The 15,741-nt window shown below is 73.1% G+C and carries 12 protein-coding genes; 5 read left to right on the top strand and 7 right to left on the bottom strand.

Going from position 1 to position 15,741, the window contains the following annotated elements; translation table 11 throughout:
- The first annotated feature begins 200 nt into the window (after nucleotides 1-200).
- The 5 genes from ACFQ8E_RS20760 (at nucleotide 201) to ACFQ8E_RS20780 (ending at nucleotide 7,698) form a co-directional block, all read left to right on the top strand.
- Complete coding sequence (locus ACFQ8E_RS20760; protein WP_430552462.1) at nucleotides 201-2,786, top strand: glycoside hydrolase N-terminal domain-containing protein; 2,586 nt, start codon at nucleotides 201-203, stop codon at nucleotides 2,784-2,786.
- A gap of 2 nt (nucleotides 2,787-2,788) precedes the next feature.
- Nucleotides 2,789-3,787 carry a LacI family DNA-binding transcriptional regulator gene (locus ACFQ8E_RS20765; protein ID WP_430552463.1) on the top strand — a complete coding sequence of 333 codons (999 nt, stop codon included), beginning with the start codon at nucleotides 2,789-2,791 and terminating at the stop codon, nucleotides 3,785-3,787.
- Between the two features lie 154 nt (nucleotides 3,788-3,941).
- Nucleotides 3,942-4,976 (top strand): ABC transporter permease, encoded by a 1,035-nt coding sequence (locus ACFQ8E_RS20770; RefSeq protein ID WP_430552464.1) that lies wholly within the window; start codon nucleotides 3,942-3,944, stop codon nucleotides 4,974-4,976.
- A 15-nt stretch (nucleotides 4,977-4,991) separates the two neighbouring features.
- Complete coding sequence (locus ACFQ8E_RS20775) at nucleotides 4,992-5,909, top strand: carbohydrate ABC transporter permease (RefSeq protein ID WP_430552465.1); 918 nt, start codon at nucleotides 4,992-4,994, stop codon at nucleotides 5,907-5,909.
- A 31-nt stretch (nucleotides 5,910-5,940) separates the two neighbouring features.
- Nucleotides 5,941-7,698: an ABC transporter substrate-binding protein gene (locus tag ACFQ8E_RS20780; RefSeq protein ID WP_430552466.1), complete on the top strand. Its 1,758-nt coding sequence runs from the start codon at nucleotides 5,941-5,943 to the stop codon at nucleotides 7,696-7,698.
- Nucleotides 7,699-7,793: 95 nt separating this feature from the next.
- Here the strand turns inward: ACFQ8E_RS20780 and ACFQ8E_RS20785 are convergent, their stop codons facing one another.
- From ACFQ8E_RS20785 to atpD, 7 genes are all read right to left on the bottom strand, one after another.
- Complete coding sequence (locus tag ACFQ8E_RS20785; protein ID WP_430552467.1) at nucleotides 7,794-8,441, bottom strand: DUF624 domain-containing protein; 648 nt, start codon at nucleotides 8,439-8,441, stop codon at nucleotides 7,794-7,796.
- On the bottom strand, nucleotides 8,438-10,978 hold the full coding sequence (locus ACFQ8E_RS20790; RefSeq protein WP_430552468.1) for a glycoside hydrolase family 3 C-terminal domain-containing protein: 2,541 nt from the start codon (nucleotides 10,976-10,978) through the stop codon (nucleotides 8,438-8,440). The genes ACFQ8E_RS20785 and ACFQ8E_RS20790 overlap by 4 nt, the downstream gene beginning before the upstream one ends.
- 183 nt (nucleotides 10,979-11,161) lie before the next feature.
- Complete coding sequence (locus tag ACFQ8E_RS20795) at nucleotides 11,162-12,445, bottom strand: N-acetylglucosamine-6-phosphate deacetylase (protein ID WP_430552469.1); 1,284 nt, start codon at nucleotides 12,443-12,445, stop codon at nucleotides 11,162-11,164.
- A gap of 61 nt (nucleotides 12,446-12,506) precedes the next feature.
- Nucleotides 12,507-13,202 (bottom strand): endonuclease NucS, encoded by a 696-nt coding sequence (gene nucS / locus ACFQ8E_RS20800; protein ID WP_430552470.1) that lies wholly within the window; start codon nucleotides 13,200-13,202, stop codon nucleotides 12,507-12,509.
- Between the two features lie 63 nt (nucleotides 13,203-13,265).
- Nucleotides 13,266-13,685 carry a DUF2550 domain-containing protein gene (locus tag ACFQ8E_RS20805; RefSeq protein WP_429735124.1) on the bottom strand — a complete coding sequence of 140 codons (420 nt, stop codon included), beginning with the start codon at nucleotides 13,683-13,685 and terminating at the stop codon, nucleotides 13,266-13,268.
- 11 nt (nucleotides 13,686-13,696) lie between these two features.
- Nucleotides 13,697-13,981 (bottom strand): F0F1 ATP synthase subunit epsilon, encoded by a 285-nt coding sequence (locus ACFQ8E_RS20810; RefSeq protein ID WP_430552471.1) that lies wholly within the window; start codon nucleotides 13,979-13,981, stop codon nucleotides 13,697-13,699.
- A gap of 240 nt (nucleotides 13,982-14,221) precedes the next feature.
- A complete protein-coding gene (atpD, locus tag ACFQ8E_RS20815) occupies nucleotides 14,222-15,703 on the bottom strand; it encodes a F0F1 ATP synthase subunit beta (protein ID WP_430552472.1) in 1,482 nt (493 codons plus the stop codon).
- Nucleotides 15,704-15,741: the final 38 nt, after the last annotated feature.

The following is a 15,741-nucleotide window of genomic DNA, read 5'->3' on the forward strand; positions in this document are numbered from 1 at the left end:
CGTCGAGTCCAGCGCCGCGGCGGCACCGCTCGGGGCCCCGGCGAGGCGCTCCGACCTGCAAGTCGAAGCGCTTCGACGGCGAGTATCGACCTCGAACGAACGGTCGTCAAGCAGGGACGCTCCGACCGGTGGTCACGCGACGACCGACGACCGTCGTGGCGGTCGAAGCGATTCGGCCACGCCCACTACGCTCTCCGACCATGGGCGAACTCCCCGCGACGACGCACGTCCTGCACGCCGACCGCAGTGCCGCCCGGTGGGTCGAGGCCTACCCCGTGGGCAACGGCCACCGGGGGGTGATGTGCGCCGGCCGGGCCGGGGTCGAGCACCTCTGGCTCAACGACGGCACCGCCTGGTCGGGCCCGCCGCCCGCCGACCCGCTGGCCGGGGCCCGCGCCCGCGGCCCCGAGCACCTCTCCCGGGTGCGCGCCGCCGTCGAGGCCGGTGACGTGCGCGGCGCCGAGGCGCTGCTCGCCGAGACGCAGACACCCTGGGCGCAGGCCTACCTCCCGCTGGCCGAGCTCGACGTCGCCGTCGAGCCCGCCCCCGAGCCCGCCTCCAAGCCCGCCTCCGAGTCCGCCTCCACAGCCGGGGACGCGCCGGCGGGGCACCCCCGCGGCATCGAGCGGCGCGAGCTGGACCTGCGCACCGGTGTCGCCACCCACGCGTGGGAGCACCCCGTGGCGGGCCGCGTCGTGCAGGAGACCTGGGCCGACTCCCGGGGCGGCGCGGTGGTGCACACCGTGCGGGCCGCGCGACCGGTCCGCCTGGTCGTGCGCGTCGAGAGCCTGCTGCGCGTCTCGGCCCGCCCGGCCGTCGACCCGATCCGCACCGACGGCCCTGCCGGCCCCGCCGTGCTGGTGCGGACCTTCGACCTGCCCGTGGACGTCCCGCCGTCGCACCACCCCGAGGGCGAGCTGCGGTACGACACCGCGCTCGGCCGCGCCGGCGTCGTCGCCGTGACCGCGCCCGCCGACCACGACGCCGTCGTCGACGACGGCACGCTGCGCACCGGCGTCGCGCGCACGCACGTGCTGCTGGTCGCGACCGCCACGACCGACCCGCCCGGCGAGCCGGAGGCCGCGCCGCCGGCCGACCGGCTCGCGGCGCAGCTGGCGACCCACGCGGCGCCCGCGCACCGGGACGGCGACGGGCGGATCTCGGCCGACGACGCCGCCGGGCTCCGCGAGCGCCTGCGCGCGGCGCACGTCGCGGAGCACGCCCGGCAGTACGGGCGGGTGGACCTGGCGCTGCCGTCGCCGGCGGACGCCGTCGACCTGCCGACCGACCGCCGTGTGCTGGCCGCCGCCGAGCGCCCCGACCCCGGTCTGGCGGCGCTCACGTTCCACCTCGGCCGCTACCTGCTGCTGTCGTCGTCCCGGCCCGGCGGCCTGCCCGCCACCCTGCAGGGCCTGTGGAACCCGTGGCTGCCGGGCCCGTGGAGCAGTGGCTACACGCTGAACATCAACCTGCAGATGGCGTACTGGGCGGCCGGTACGACCGGGCTCGCCGCGAGCCAGGAGCCGCTCCTGCGCTACGTCGGCCGCCTCGCCGCCGGACCGGGCGCCGCCGTCGCGCGCGACCTGTACGGCGCCGCCGGCTGGGCGGCGCACCACAACTCGGACGCGTGGGGCCACGCCGCGCCCGTCGGCAACGGCCGTGGCGAGGCCAAGTGGTCCGCGTGGGCGCACGGCGGCACCTGGCTGGCCCAGCACCTCGTGGAGCACCACCGGTTCACGGGCGACGACGCCGAGCTGCGTGCCGCGTGGCCCGCGCTCCGCGGGGCGGGCGAGTTCGCGCTCGCCTGGGTGCAGACGGCCGGTGGCGCGCCCGGCGGCGCGCCGGAGCGCGCCTGGACCAGCCCGTCGACGTCGCCGGAGAACCAGTTCGTGGCGCGTGACGGCGCGCCCGCCGCGGTCACGACCAGCGCCGCGATGGACGTGGCGCTGCTGCGCGCCCTGGCGGCGGGCTGCCGCGAGGCCGCCGGCACGCTCGGGCTCGACGACGCCGACGAGCCGTGGCTCCCCCGCCTCGAGGCCGTCGTCGCCGCGCTGCCCGACCCGGCGATCGGGGCGCGCGGGGAGCTGCTGGAGTGGGGCGAGGAGGTCCCCGAGGCGGAGCCGGAGCACCGGCACCTGTCCCACCTCGTGGGGCTCTACCCCCTCGGCGACCTGGACCCGACGACGACCCCCGGCCTGGCGCGGGCCGCCGCGCGCAGCCTCGAGCTGCGCGGCCGCGAGTCCACGGGCTGGTCGCTCGCCTGGCGGATCTCGCTGTGGGCGCGGCTCGGCGAGGGCGGGCGGGCCCACGACCAGGTGCTGCTGTCGCTGCGCCCCGCCGACGGGCCAGACGGGCGGCACCCGGGCGGGCACCGGGGCGGGCTGTACCCGAACCTGTTCAGCGCGCACCCGCCGTTCCAGATCGACGGCAACCTCGGCCTCACCGCGGGCGTCGCGGAGATGCTGTTGCAGTCGCACCGGCGGGACGACTGCGCGGTCCGCCTCGACCTGCTGCCCGCGCTGCCCCCGGCCTGGCCGGACGGCGAGATCACCGGCCTGCGGGCCCGCGGCGGCGCCGAGGTCGACCTCGCCTGGCGCGACGGCGAGCTCACCCGCGCACGGCTGCGGGCGCCGGGCGACCGGGCGCTGGACGTCGTGGTGCGCCACGGCGGCGTGGCCACCGAGGGAACCCCGGTCTCGGTCGCCGCGGGCGCTACCGTGATCCTCGACGTGCCCGGCGACCTCCCGGTCGTGGGCGCCGCCGTCCCTCACGCACCCAGGAGATAGCCGTGGCCACCATCGAGGACGTCGCGAAGGCGGCGGGAGTCTCGGCGTCGACCGTCTCCTACGTGCTCTCGGGCAAGCGGTCCATCTCCGCGCCCACGCGTCGGCGCGTCGAGCAGGCGATCGCGACGCTGGGCTACCGCCCGCACGCCGGCGCGCGCGCCCTCGCGTCGGCGCGCACCGAGGTCATCGGGCTCATGATCCCGCTGCGCTCGGGCATCGACGTGCCCGTGATCATGCAGTTCGCGGGCGGCGTCGTCACGCGGGCGCGGGAGCACGCGCACGACGTGCTGCTGCTCACCCAGGACGACCTCGAGGGCCTGGAGCGTGCGACGAACGGCTCGATGGTGGACGCGCTCGTCGTCATGGACGTCGAGGCGGACGACCCCCGCATCCCGATCCTCACCCGGTCCCGGCAGCCGTCCGTGCTGGTGGGCCTGCCGCGGGACGCCTCCGGGCTGTCGTGCGTCGACCTGGACTTCGAGGCCGCCGGCCGGCTCGCCGCGCAGCACCTGTCCGAGCTGGGGCACCGGCAGGTGGCCATGCTCGGCGCGCCTCCGGAGGTCGTGGACCGGCACACGTCGTACGTGGACCGGGTGATGCGCGGGTTCGCGCAGGCGGCACCGGAGCACGGCCTCGACGCGAAGGTCGTCGCCTGCCCGGGGGCGCCCGCCGAGGTGGCCCGCGTCGTCGACGAGCTCCTCGCCGAGACCCCCGGCACCAGCGGGCTCTTCGTGCACAACGAGCGTGCGCTGCCGCACGTGCTGTCCCGGCTGCGCGACTCCGGCCGGTCCGTGCCCGAGGACGTGTCCGTCGTCGCCCTGTGCCCCGAGGACGTCGCGCTCGCCCAGCAGGTCCCGATGACCGCGATCGACCTGCCGGCGTCGACGATCGGCGGCCTCGCCGTGGACATCGTCATGGCGCGCCTCGACGGCGGCCAGCACGCCGAGACCCGGCTGCTGACGCCCGTGCTGACCACCCGCGGGAGCACCGCCCGCCGCTGACCGACCGGCCCGCGACGTCGCGGGACCGCACCCGTCCGGATCGCCGCACACCATTGCGCAACCTGTCACGGGGGTGATATCAATTCGAAGCGCTTCGACACGGTGGCCACCGGCGGCCACCGAGCGCGCGAGACCCATCACGAGGGAGTGACAGGTGAGCCTCACCCAGGGAGCGCCGCTGCTCGACCGCGGACCCGCCGACGTGCCGGACCGAGAACGCGACCGCCGGAGCGAGGACGACCCCCGGGGTCGGCGCCGGGGACGCGACCGGAGACACCGGCGACACCGCGGCAAGAAGCCGTCGCCCGCGATGTTCCTCGTCGTGCTCCCGTTCCTCGTCCTCGTGGTGGTGTTCTCCTACCTGCCGCTCGCCGGCTGGGCGACGGCGTTCTACGACTACAAGCCCGCCCTCGGGCTGTCCGGCAGCGAGTTCGTCGGGTTCCAGTGGTTCCGGATGCTCGTGTCCTCCCCGACCCAGCTCCAGCAGATCGGGCAGGTCATGGCGAACACCCTCGCCATGAGCTTCCTCGGGATCGCGACCTCGCTGCTGCCCGTCTTCTTCGCGATGCTCCTCAACGAGATCCGGGCGCCGTGGTTCAAGAACGCGGTGCAGACCCTCACGACGCTCCCGAACTTCATCTCGTGGGTGCTCGTCTACATGATCGCCTTCTCGCTCTTCTCCACCTCGGGTCTCGTGAACTCGGTGCTGAACGACTGGGGCATCATCACCACACCGATCAAGTTCCTCGACACCGGTGAGCACGTGTGGCTCACGATGCTGCTCTGGAGCCTGTGGAAGGGCCTCGGGTGGGGCGCGATCATGTACCTCGCCGCCATCACGTCGATCGACCCGGCGCTCTACGAGTCCGCGCGCATCGACGGCGCCGGACGATTCCAGCTCATGCGGTACATCACCTTCCCGCAGCTGATGCCCACCTACGTGGTCCTGCTCGTGCTCTCGATCGCGAACATGCTCAACAACGGCATGGAGCAGTACTACGTGTTCCAGAACGCCTTCAACAAGGAGCACATCCAGGTGCTGGACCTGTACGTCTACAACATCGGCATCACCGGGAACAGCCTGTCGATGGCGACGGCGCTGGGCATGCTGAAGAGCGTCATCTCCGTCGTCCTCCTCGTCACGGCCAACGCGATCGCCAAGCGCGCCCGCGGCACGTCGATCATCTGAACGGGGAGAGAGACCGTGTCGATCACCAGCCCTGCCCTTAAGCGCACCCGCGGGGACGCCCCCTTCGCGCTCGTCAACTACGCCGGCTTCCTGCTCTTCGCGCTCCTGTGCGCCTACCCGTTCTACTTCCTGATCATCAACTCGGTCAGCGCCAACGACATGAGCGCGCTGGGTCAGGTCCGCCTGTGGCCCGAGGGTCTCCACCTGTCGAACTATTCGCAGATCCTGCAGCTCGACGGTCTGTCCGCCGCCGCGATCGTGTCCGTGGCCCGCACCGTGATCGGCACGGCGTGCACGGTGCTGGCGTCGGCGTTCCTCGGCTTCATGTTCACTCAAGAACGGATGTGGAAGCGCTCCCTCTGGTACCGCCTCGTCATCTTCACGATGTACTTCAGCGCGGGGCTCATCCCCATGTACGTCACGATGAAGACGCTGGGGCTCACGAACTCGTTCTGGGTCTACATCCTCCCGGCCATCGTGCAGCCCTTCAACATCATCCTCGTCAAGACGTACGTGGAGTCGATGCCCGCCTCGCTGCAGGAGGCGGCCGAGATCGACGGGGCGGGCACCCTCCGGGTCTTCTTCCGGATCATCCTGCCGAACATGACGCCGATCCTGGCCACGGTGGCGATCTTCACGGCGGTGGCCCAGTGGAACTCGTTCCAGGACACGCTGCTGTACATCACCGACCAGAAGCTCTACTCCCTGCAGTACCTGCTCTACACGTACACCAACCAGGCGAGCAGCCTGGCGCAGGCGGCGCAGAACGCTCAGGGGAACCTGGGAGCCCTGGCCACGGCGGCCACCACGCAGACGCCGACGTCGATCCGCATGACGGTGGCGGTGCTCGTGGTGCTCCCGATCCTCTTCATCTACCCGCTCTTCCAACGCTATTTCGTCAAGGGAATCATGCTCGGCGCGGTCAAGGGCTGACCGCGTCTCGTCGCACGCACGAAGGGGTGTCATGAAACTCAGGAAATCGGTCGCCATGGTGGTGGCCCCGCTGGTCGGGGTGCTGTCGCTCGCGGCCTGCTCGCCCGGCGGGTCGGACGACGACTCGACCACCACCGCGAGCCTCGACCAGGACTGGTCCAAGGCGGACCCGATCACCGTCGACGTCTACGACGGCCTCGCCAACTACATGGGGACCCAGGGCGGCTGGTTCGGGAAGATCGTCAAGGACAAGTTCAACATGGAGCTCAACATCATCGCTCCCAACGTCGCGGGCGGCGGTGACACCCTCTACAACACCCGCGTCTCGGGCGGCGAGCTGGGTGATCTCGTCGTGGTCGACAAGGGTCAGCAGATGGACGAGCTCGTGGAGGGCGGCCTCCTCCTGGACGCCGCCGACTACTACGGGTCGATGAAGAACGTCGCGCAGTTCGACCCGGCGGTCCAGCACCTCAACGAGGGCAAGGAGGGCGTCTACGGCTTCCCGACCTCCGTGTCGAGCCTCAAGCCGACCGAGCCGTCCGAGGGCCTCGAGCCCACGTTCGGCCCCTACCTGCGGTGGGACCTGTACGGCGAGGCCGGCTACCCGGAGATCGGGACGCTCGAGGACCTCCTGCCCGTCCTGAAGGACATGCAGGACGCGCAGCCCAAGGCCGACAACGGGCAGAAGGCCTACGCCATCTCCCTGTTCAAGGACTGGGACGGGAACATGATGGTCACGGCCAAGCAGCCCGCCACCCTCTACGGGTACGACGAGATGGGCTTCGTCCTGGCGAAGGCGGACGGCTCCGACTACCAGAGCATCGTCGACCCCGACTCCGAGTACGTCCGGGCCCTGAAGTTCTACTTCGACGCCAACCAGCTGGGGCTCGTCGACCCGGAGTCCACCACCCAGAACTACGACACCATGTTCACCAAGTACCAGAACGGGCAGGTGCTGCTCTCCTGGTGGCCGTGGCTCGGGCAGTCGGCCTACAACACCGACGAGAACATGGGCGCCGGCAAGGGCTTCGAGCTCGCGCCGCTGCAGGACCAGCAGATCTTCTCCTACGGGGCCGAGGTGTACGGCGGCAAGCAGATCCTCGGGATCGGCTCGGGCGCCGAGGACCCGGCCCGCCTGGCGGCGTTCATCGACTGGCTGTACTCGCCCGAGGGCGTCAACATGAACGCGTCGCAGACCGGCGCGGCCGCGGGGCCGGAGGGCCTCACGTGGGAGCTGGGCGAGGACGGCGAGCCGGCGCTCACCGACTTCGGCACGAAGGTCTTCCGCGAGGGCGGCGCCGACGTGCCGGCCGAGTGGGGCGGCGGCGCGTACACGGACGGCGTCTCGACGCTCAACGTGTCGACCGTCCTGCCCAAGGACGTGAACCCGGAGACCGAGGCCCCGTACAACTACACGTTCTGGCCCAGCTACCAGGAGCAGGTCGCGAACCCGCTGACCGAGGACTGGAGCGCCCGGATGGGTGACGCCACCTCGACGATGGAGTACCTGCAGGCCAACGACCAGCTCGTCGTCGCGCCAGGCTCGAGCTTCACCGCCCCGACGGACGACTCCGAGGTGGAGGCGATCCGCAGCCAGGTCAAGGCCGCCATCATCGAGCACTCCTGGAAGATGGTCTTCGCCAAGAGCGACGCCGAGTTCGACTCGCTCCTGGCAGACATGCAGAAGACCGTCGAGGGCCTCGGCTACGCCAAGGTGCTCGAGTTCGACATGGCGAACGCCAAGGCGCAGAACGACGCCCGCGTGGCGGTCGCCAAGGAGTTCGGGTGACGGCCCCGCGGCGGTGACCGGTCACCGGTAGCCGCACGGCGAAGGGCTCGGGCGTGGCGCCCGAGCCCTTCGTCGTCCCCGGCGGGGTGCCGGGATCACTGCCCGGAGTGCGGGCTCACCGGTTCGAGCTCCGACGGGTCCGCCTGGCGGCGACGGAAGACGCCGTGCAGCACGAAGGCGCAGACGTACGCACCGAACGAGAACCCGATCGTCGCTCCCAGGAAGAGCGTCTGCGGTGCCACCAGCGCCAGGCAGGCCGGACCCACCGGGACCAGCACCAGCACAAGGGTGCGCGCCGGCTCGACGAGCGGCAGCAGCAGCGCGTTGCGCAGCGTCCGCCGCAGCGGCGCGTCGAACCAGGCGACCAGCGCGAGCGCGTACAGCAGCGCCGCCAGCAGGTAGCAGGCGCCGAGCAGCGCGAGCGCCCCGGCGACGGCGCTGAGCACGCTCGCCAGCGAGAGCCAGAAGACCCCGCTGTACACGAGCATCGCCGCCGGCAGCCCGAGCGCCACCAGCGCCGCCGTGCCCCGCCAGGCGTTGCGCACGAGGGCGACGCCGAAACCGCGCACCAGGTGCCCACGCTCGTCGTCGGCGTACCGCAGCGTCACCTCGAGGAGCGCGCTGGTGGCGGCGCCGATCGTCACGAGCGGCAGGCAGGCCAGGAGGTACAGGACGTTGAGGACCACGAACAGGACGAACGTGGTGATGCCCTGAGCCGTGCGGCCCTCCGGGTCGATCCTCACCGTGCCCGTCCCCCGACCGACCCGTCGTCCGCCGTCGGGGCCTGCACCGTGAGGCGCCGCCGCGCGGGGAGGTCGACGCTCGACGGCCCGGCCGCCAGGACGTACTCCCCCGGCTGGACGCGGAGCGCGCCGTCGAGCGGCCCGCCCCCCGGGCGCGCCTCCCAGACGGCGAGGCGGGCGACGTCGACCGGGACGTCCACGACGGCCTCCTGGCCGGGCGCGAGGCGCACCCGCCGGTACCCCAGCAGCAGGCGGACCGGGGTGGCGGTCCCCACCGCCTCGGCGCCCAGCGAGTAGACCTGCACCAGCTCCTCGGCGGGCCGGTCGCCGGCGTTGCGCACCGTCACGCGCGCGACGAGGGCACCGGGGGCGGACGGGTCCGCGGGGTGCAGCGGCGGGTGGTCGCGGGTCGGCGCGGGCGCCACCACGGCGTCCGCCGACAGGTCGAGGCCGTCGTACGCGACGTCGCCGTACGTCAGCCCGTGGCCGAACGCGAACGCCGGCACCCCGAGGTCGCCGGCGGGCAGGTGCCGGTAGGTGACCTGCTGGCGGCGGGTGTCGTAGTCGAAGAGGTCCCCCGCCTGCTCCGGCCGCGCCGGCCAGGTCTGGGCGAGGCGGCCGGTGGGCTCCACCGCACCGGTCAGCACGTCGGCGAGCCCGTGCCCGAGCTCCTGCCCGCCGTGGCTGCTCCATACCACCGTCGCCGCGTCGTCGGACCCGGGCCCGAGCACGTAGGGGTAGCTCGAGACGATCGTGAGGACGGCGCGGGGGTTCGCGTCGGCGGCCGCGCGCCAGACCTCCACGGCGGCGTCGGGCAGCCTCAGGTGGGGACGGTCCTGCGTCTCCCGGCCGTTCAGGTGCGGGTCGTTCCCGACCACCACGACGACGGCGTCGCAGCGTGCGGCGACCTCGGCCACGCGGGCGGCCCCGGACTCCAGCACCCGGGGCACGAAGCGCGCGGCGTCGTCGAGCGTCCGGCCCTCGGCGCACAGCACCCCGGTGTCCCGCTGGACCCGCACCCAGCGGCCCGAGCCGAGGTGCAGCAGCGACCACGAGCCGTCGGGGTGGACGTGGCGGCGGAAGCTCTCCTGCACCTCCCAGCCGCCCACCCGGTCCGCGTCGGCCCGCAACGGCCAGGCGGCGCCGGTCAGCAGCCGGCCGGACGCACCGGAGCGCAACGTCAGCACGCCGTCGCCCCAGTCGGTCACCGCGAGGTGCGTCGTCTTGTCCGCGGCCACCGCGTCGGCCACCACGCGGCCGCCGTCCTCGGACACCGCGACATAGCGGCCGGTCGCCGCCACGCGCAGCGCGACGAGGTCGGCCCCGGTCGCGACCTCGACCCGGTCGACGCCGCGGGCGTCGCGCAGCCCGTCGGCGGGCGTGACCGCGTACGGGGGCGTGCCCGAGTACCAGTCGGTGAGCACGTCGTCGGCGAGCGGGCCGACGACGGCCACCGACCCGGCGGCGAGCGGCAGCGTCCCGGCGTCGTTGCGCAGCACGACGACGGACCGGGCCGCGGCCTCCCGTGCCAGCCGTCGGTGCTCGGGCGGGTCGATCGTGCCGTGGGCGGCGTACGGGTCCTGGTCGCCGTCCAGCTCGCCGGTCCGGATCCGCAGCTCGAGGAGCCGCAGGACGGCCCGGTCGACCTCGTCCATGGTGAGCAGGCCGCGCTCGAGGGCCTCCTCGATCCGCCGCACCGTGGGTGCGCGATCGGCGTCGTCGTCCGTGAACGAGTCGACCCCCGCCCGCACCATCGCGGCGTTCCCCGTGGCCCGGTCGGGCGCCGCGTCCTGGAGCGTCACGAGGAAGGCGGGAGCCGCGGCGTCCGAGACCAGCGCGACGGAACCCGGCGCCCACGACCGCAGCTCGTCGAACAGCTCGCCCTGGAGGTGCGCCGGCACACCGTTCACCTGGTTGTACGACGGCATCACCGCGCCAGCGGCCCCCGTCTCGATCGGCTCCCGGAAGGCGGGCAGCTCCTCCTCGTGCAGGGTGCGCGGGTCGAGGTTCGAGCTCGTCGACGACCGGTCGGTCTCGTTGTTGTACGCGAGGAAGTGCTTGAGGGTCGGGACCGTCTTCCACACCCGCTCGTGCTCGCCCCGCAGGCCACGGCCGTACGCCGTCGCGAGGTGCGCGGTGAGGTGCGGGTCCTCCGAGTAGCCCTCCTCGTTGCGCCCCCACCCCGGGTGCCGCAGCGTGTTGACCACGGGGGCCCAGACGTTGAGGCTCACCGACGGGTCCGCGTGGTGCTTGGCCCGCACCTCGGACGCGGTCGCGTCCCCCACCCGGCGCAGCAGGTCGACGTCCCACGTCGCCGCGAGCCCCACCGGCTGCGGGAACACGGTCGCCTCCCCCAGCCAGGCGACGCCGTGCAGGGCCTCGCAGCCGGTGTGGAACGGCGCGAGCCCGAGGCGCTCGACGGCTGGCGCGTGCTGGTGGAGCATCGCGACGCGCTCGTCGTGCGACAGCCGGGAGAGCAGGTCGCGGGCGCGCTCGGGCGCCGGCAGGCGGTGGTCACGGAAGGCAGGCACGTCCACGGGTCCTCCTCGGGGCGCCGCGGCGGTGCGGCTCGGGTCACGCCTCTCTGTCGAAGCGCTTCAACAACGCTACCGACTCACCTCCCCCGAGAGCAAAGCCCTCTCGGCACGCGGGCCGACGCGCCATCGGTCGGGGCGGCGCGTCGGACCGCGTGCTGGGGGCCGGCTCTGCGGGACCGGAGCTCAGCTGACCTCGACGCCCGAGCGCAGCACGCGGCGCACCCGCAGGTCGCCGTCGGCGACGACGACGTCGGCCCGCCGCCCCACGACGAGCCCGCCGACGTCGGTGAGACCCAGCACGCGCGCCGGCACCCAGGACGCGGAGCGCACCGCGTCGACGAGCGGGACGCCCGCCCCGACGGCGTCGCGCACGACGTCGACGAGGTGCGCCGTGCCGCCCGCGATCGCGCCGCCGTCCGGGTCGTCCGGGTCGGCGAGGCGGGCGACGCCGTCGCGCACGGTCACCGCCATCGGCCCCAGCTCGTAGGAGCCGTCCGCCATGCCGGCGGCCGCCATCGCGTCCGTCACGAGCACGACCTGGTCGGCCCCGACCGTCTCCACGACCGTGCGCACGGTCGCGGGTGCCAGGTGGACGCCGTCGGCGATCAGCTCCACGACGAGCTCGCCGCGGGCGGCGGCCGCGAGGCACGCGGCGATCGGCCCCGGCGCCCGGTGGTGCAGCGGACGCATCCCGTTGAACAGGTGGGTGGCGGTCATCTCGCGCACCGGGGCCTCGCCCGCCTCGGCGGCGGCGGCGAGGGCCGCGGCCACCTCCGCGACGAGCTCCTCCGACTGCTCCGTGGTGGCGTCGGTGTGCCCCAGCGACGGCACGACCCCCGCGGCGACCAGTGCCGCGGCCGCGCCGTCGGGCCCGACCACGCCGTCGACCTCGGGAGCCACGGTCATGGTGCGCAGATGCCCCCGCGACGCCTCGACCAGGTCGCGCACGAGGCCGGTGTCACCCGGCAGGAGGTCGTCCGGGCTCTGCGCGCCACGCCGCTCGTGCGAGAGGAACGGACCCTCCGCGTGGATCCCCGCGATCTCGCCCGCGTCGGCGAGGTCGGCCAGAAGGGCGGCCCGGGCCAGGAGGGTCTCGCGGTCGGCCGTGACGAGGGACGCGAGCATCGTCGTGGTGCCGTGCCGGCGGTGCTCCCGCACCGCGACCAGGGCCTCGTCGGCGGTCGTCGCGTCGGGGAAGCCCACTCCGCCCCCGCCGTGGTTGTGCAGGTCCACGAATCCGGGCAGCAGCACCGTGCCCGGCTCGGGGACGACCACCGCGGCCACCGCGGCGGCGACCTCGGGGTCGGCGTGCTCGGCCGCCGCAGCGGGTCCCACCCAGCGCACGAGGCCGTCCTCCAGGACGATCGCGCCGTCCTCGACGTCGTCCTGCGGGGTCACGACACGACCGCGCAGCGCGACCGGCGCGCCGGGCTCGGAGACGGGGACCGTGGGAGTGGCAGCGCTCATGGGCCAATCCTGCCGCACGGCGAACGAATTGCGAAACCTTCCTGACAAACCCCCGGGGGGTTCAGAAGAGGCGCGAGTCCACGTCGTCGACGCCGCGCATCGCGTCGTAGTCGAGCACCAGGCACTCGATCCCCCGGTCCGTCGCGAGCACGCGCGCCTGCGGCTTGATCTCCTGGGCCGCGAACACCCCGCGCACGGGGGCGAGCAGCGGGTCGCGGTTGAGGAGCTCGAGGTAGCGCGTCAGCTGCTCGACGCCGTCGATGTCGCCGCGGCGCTTGAGCTCGACCGCCACGGTCGCGCCGGACGCGTCGCGGGCGAGGATGTCGACCGGCCCGATCGCCGTCATGTACTCGCGCCGCACCAGCGTGTGGCCCGCGCCGAGATGGTGGATCTGGGCGGCCAGCAGCTCCTGCAGATGCGCCTCGACCCCGTCCTTGACGAGGCCGGGATCGACGCCGAGGTCGTGGGCCGAGTCGTGCTCCACCTCGTGCAGCTCGATCTCGAGCCGGTCGTCGGACTTCTGGTGCTGCACCGTCCAGACCTGGGTGACGCCCCGCTCGCGCGCCTCGTCGTCGGGCTCGCCGACCGCCGTCGAGCAGGGCGGGCTCATCCAGTTGAGCGGCTTGTACGAGCCGCCGTCGGAGTGCAGCAGCACGCTGCCGTCGGCCTTGACGACGAGCAGCCGCGTGGCCAGCGGCAGGTGGGCGGTGAGCCGGCCCGTGTACCGGGCCGAGCAGCGGGCGACGACGAGACGCACGGTCCCCCTCTTCGTTCGTGGCGGGTGCTGCGGAGCGGGCGCCGCGGAGGGCGCCCCAGGACCCTACAGGACCAGGTCGCGGCGCCCCGGGGGCGCGGACTCGAGCCACGACGCCAGCCCGGCATAGGCACCGGAGGACATCAGCAGCTCGAAGTCGGTGCCGTCGTAGCGGCAGCGCACCAGCACCTGGTCGGGCTGGCCGGCCTGGTCGAGCGGGGCGCGGCCGGTGATCGAGAGCCCGTCGCGTCGCCAGACGCGCGCCGGGCGCGGGGCGAGCGACCACCCGCGCCACCAGTCGATACGGCCCACGGCGTAGTGGGCGATCCCCACCATCCACGCGGCCTGCGGGTCGTCCGCGGGCCGGGCGTGGCAGGGGAAGGAGCCGACCCTCCGGGAGAGGGTCCGCAGGCGGGAGGCGCCGGCGGCGAGCACCAGTCCGAGCGCGACGACGAGAGCCACCGCGGTCCAGACGACGTACGCCACCGGCACCTGCCTCAGCGCAGCGCCGGCTCGCGGCCGGACAGCTCCGAGACCTCGTCGACGACGATCGTCACGAGGTCGCCGTCGACGGAGACGAAGCCGCCGGTGACGTGCGCCTCGACCGCGGTCCCCTGGGCCGTCGACACCTTGACCGTGCCCGGGCGCAGCACCGCGAGGAGCGGGGCGTGGCCGGCGAGGATGCCGACCTGGCCCTCGACGGACGGGGCGCTGACCTCGCGCGCCGCGCCGGACCAGACCTTGCGGTCGGACGCGACGAGGTCCACGTTCAGCTCTGCCATCTCCATGTCCTCTTTCCGATCGTGCGGGGTTCGTCAGGCGGTCGCGGGGGGCCCCCCCCCCCGTCGGCGGCCACCGCCCGGCCGCCCCCGCGGACGAGAACACCAAGCCCCACGACCAGAACTTAGACAGCCCCTCAAACACCAATGACATCTTCCCTTGGGGGGGGTTTGCTTCGGGGGGCGGCGCCCCCGGGGGGGGGCTTGTCCCCCCGGGGGGGGCGACGCGGCGGGACGAGACCGTCAGGCCCCGTACTCCTTCTGGATCCGGGCCCAGTTCTCCTCGAGCATCTCGAGGCCGCCGATGTTGTAGAACGCCTGCTCGGCGATGTGGTCGAACTCGCCCTCGGCGATCTTCTTGAACGCCTCGATGGTCTCGCTCAGCGGCACGGTGGAACCCTCCACGCCGGTGAACTTCTTCGCCATGTAGGTGTTCTGCGAGAGGAACTGCTGGATACGACGCGCACGCGCGACGACCGTCTTGTCCTCCTCCGAGAGCTCGTCCACACCGAGGATCGCGATGATGTCCTGCAGCTCCTTGTTGCGCTGCAGGATCGACTTCACCTGGGTGGCGACGTCGTAGTGCTCCTGGCCCACGTAGCGCGGGTCGAGGATGCGGGACGTCGAGGTCAGCGGGTCGATCGCCGGGTACAGACCCTTCGACGCGATCTCGCGGGAGAGCTCGGTCGTCGCGTCCAGGTGGGCGAACGTGGTCGCCGGCGCCGGGTCGGTGTAGTCGTCGGCCGGCACGTAGATCGCCTGCAGCGAGGTGATCGAGTGACCACGCGTCGAGGTGATGCGCTCCTGCAGGAGGCCCATCTCGTCGGCCAGGTTGGGCTGGTAGCCCACCGCGGACGGCATGCGGCCCAGCAGGGTCGACACCTCGGAGCCGGCCTGCGTGAACCGGAAGATGTTGTCGATGAAGAGCAGCACGTCCTGCTTGCGCACGTCGCGGAAGTACTCCGCCATCGTCAGCGCGGACAGGGCGACGCGCAGGCGCGTGCCCGGCGGCTCGTCCATCTGGCCGAAGACCAGGGCCGTCTTGTCGAAGACGCCGGCCTCCTCCATCTCGGCGATGAGGTCGTTGCCCTCACGGGTGCGCTCGCCGACACCGGCGAACACGGACACGCCGCCGTGGTCCTGCGCGACGCGCTGGATCATCTCCTGGATGAGGACCGTCTTGCCGACACCCGCACCACCGAAGAGGCCGATCTTGCCACCCTGCACGTACGGGGTGAGGAGGTCGATCGACTTGATGCCGGTCTCGAACATCTCGGTCTTCGACTCGAGCTGGTCGAAGGCCGGGGGCTTGCGGTGGATCGGCCAGCGCTCGGTGACCTCGAGCTTCTCGCCCTCGGCGAGGTTGAGGACGTCGCCGGTCACGTTGAAGACCTTGCCCTTGGTGATGTCGCCGACCGGCACGCTGATGGGCGCGCCCGTGTCGGTGACGGCGGCGCCGCGCACGAGGCCGTCGGTCGGCTTCAGCGCGATCGCGCGGACCAGGGAGTCGCCGAGGTGCTGGGCGACCTCGAGCATGAGGGTGAAGGACTTCTCCCCCTCGCCCTGCGACGACAGGTCGATGTCGACCGTCAGGGCGTTGTAGATGTCGGGGATCGCGTCCTCGGGGAACTCGATGTCGACGACGGGGCCGATCACGCGCGCGACACGGCCCACGCCGGGTCCGCTCTGGTGCTCGACCGGGGCTTCCACGGTGGTGGCGGTCATTGCTTGCCTCGCTTCGAAAGGAACGTTGCGGATGTCAG

This window comes from Isoptericola sp. NPDC056573 (assembly GCF_042793335.1).
Classification (GTDB): domain Bacteria; phylum Actinomycetota; class Actinomycetes; order Actinomycetales; family Cellulomonadaceae; genus Isoptericola.

Excerpts from the sequence above, each read along its gene's own strand:
- ACFQ8E_RS20760 (WP_430552462.1), top strand. The coding sequence starts at position 201 with ATGGGCGAACTCCCCGCGACGACGCACGTCCTGCACGCCGACCGCAGT.
- ACFQ8E_RS20780 (WP_430552466.1), top strand. The coding sequence starts at position 5,941 with ATGAAACTCAGGAAATCGGTCGCCATGGTGGTGGCCCCGCTGGTCGGG.
- ACFQ8E_RS20795 (WP_430552469.1), bottom strand. The coding sequence starts at position 12,445 with ATGAGCGCTGCCACTCCCACGGTCCCCGTCTCCGAGCCCGGCGCGCCG.
- ACFQ8E_RS20810 (WP_430552471.1), bottom strand. The coding sequence starts at position 13,981 with ATGGCAGAGCTGAACGTGGACCTCGTCGCGTCCGACCGCAAGGTCTGG.
- atpD (WP_430552472.1), bottom strand. The coding sequence starts at position 15,703 with ATGACCGCCACCACCGTGGAAGCCCCGGTCGAGCACCAGAGCGGACCC.